This window comes from Parendozoicomonas verongulae (genome assembly GCF_009711465.1).
Lineage (GTDB): Bacteria > Pseudomonadota > Gammaproteobacteria > Pseudomonadales > Endozoicomonadaceae > Sansalvadorimonas > Sansalvadorimonas verongulae.
The window spans coordinates 1,071-1,809 of the sequence record NZ_SMME01000601.1 but is presented as its reverse complement, the minus strand read 5'-3'; the positions used below and the strand labels follow the sequence as shown (position 1 = coordinate 1,809).

General features: G+C 47.4%; 1 protein-coding gene. It reads right to left on the bottom strand.

Translation table 11 applies throughout. The features are described 5' to 3' along the window. Positions 1-206: 206 nt before the first annotated feature. Positions 207-461 (bottom strand): LysR substrate-binding domain-containing protein, encoded by a 255-nt coding sequence (locus E1189_RS24865; protein WP_230460005.1) that lies wholly within the window; start codon positions 459-461, stop codon positions 207-209. Positions 462-739 lie beyond the last annotated feature (278 nt).

Sequence of the window (739 nt, the reverse complement as noted above, 5' to 3'; positions counted from 1 at the left end):
TTTTCTATAAGGAAATCGATAAACACTCTTATACGTTTGGCTTTTTGGCTGTTCTGCGCGAAATAAACGTGAAGGCCGGGATAAGGATACCAGCACTCTTCCAACACAGGTTTTAACGTTCCAGACTCTAGCTGCTCACGCACCATAGGCTCAACAATCCGACCAATACCCAGACTTTTTTTGCAGCATCCACCACGGCATCAGTGTCATTTACAATCAAAGCGGATACCCACATCGTGTCCTTTATCAAGCAGATTGACAGCCTCATCAGTCACCGAAATTTCCAGCTGAACATCCGGGTAACGTTCACAGAACTCCCCATAAACCGGCTTGAGGAAATACTGAAAAGCAAACCGTGGCAGTGTAATACTGACCCGCCCGAACGGTTTATCACTCAAAGCCTGCACAGTTTCCAGAGCCATCTTCAACTCACTCATGGCACCACTGATTCGCTCATTCAAAAGCTACCCGTAAGAGTCTTACGATCCGCTGGGTTACAACCACCGCACCCTTTGTTCATCTTTGATGGCACGTATACTGGACAGAAACAATCTGGCGTGTGCGTTAAAACAGGTTCAACGCAATAAAGGGGCTCCGGGCGTTGACGGCATGACTGTCGACGACATAGCCGAAATACTGAGTCCTCTGAAAGATCTGGATAAATGGATTCGACGACGATTGCGATATGGAATACTGCAAAATCCGCACATGAACCATGGAAGTTAAGCGGAAGCCCTGC